Here is a 255-nt window from a genome sequence, read left to right as displayed (position 1 = left end):
CACGGCGCCGGGGGTCCCGTCCGTTGACCGAAAGAAGACATCCCATTCAGGCAGAACCCCCCGGCAGTGCACTGTCCGGAAAATTCGACGACGAAGACTACCCGGCGTACAGCATGGGCCAGGCAGCCGAGCTTCTCGGTGTCCGGCAAGCATTCCTGCGCAGTCTCGACGCCGCGAAACTCCTCACCCCGCAGCGGTCCGGCGGCGGACATCGCCGCTACTCCCGTTATCAACTCCGTCTCGCTGCCCGCGCCC

At 66.3% G+C, this 255-nt stretch carries 1 protein-coding gene; it reads left to right on the top strand.

The window, feature by feature from the left end; genetic code table 11:
* Positions 1–255: MerR family DNA-binding transcriptional regulator (locus tag MTX36_RS29630; protein ID WP_243623224.1), on the top strand; the 255-nt coding region annotated here is incomplete at both ends.

The organism is Rhodococcus sp. ARC_M6 (assembly GCF_022810305.1).
Classification (GTDB): domain Bacteria; phylum Actinomycetota; class Actinomycetes; order Mycobacteriales; family Mycobacteriaceae; genus Rhodococcus_F.
Note: the sequence above shows the minus strand (reverse complement) of the source record. Positions and strands in the feature narration are given on the sequence as shown.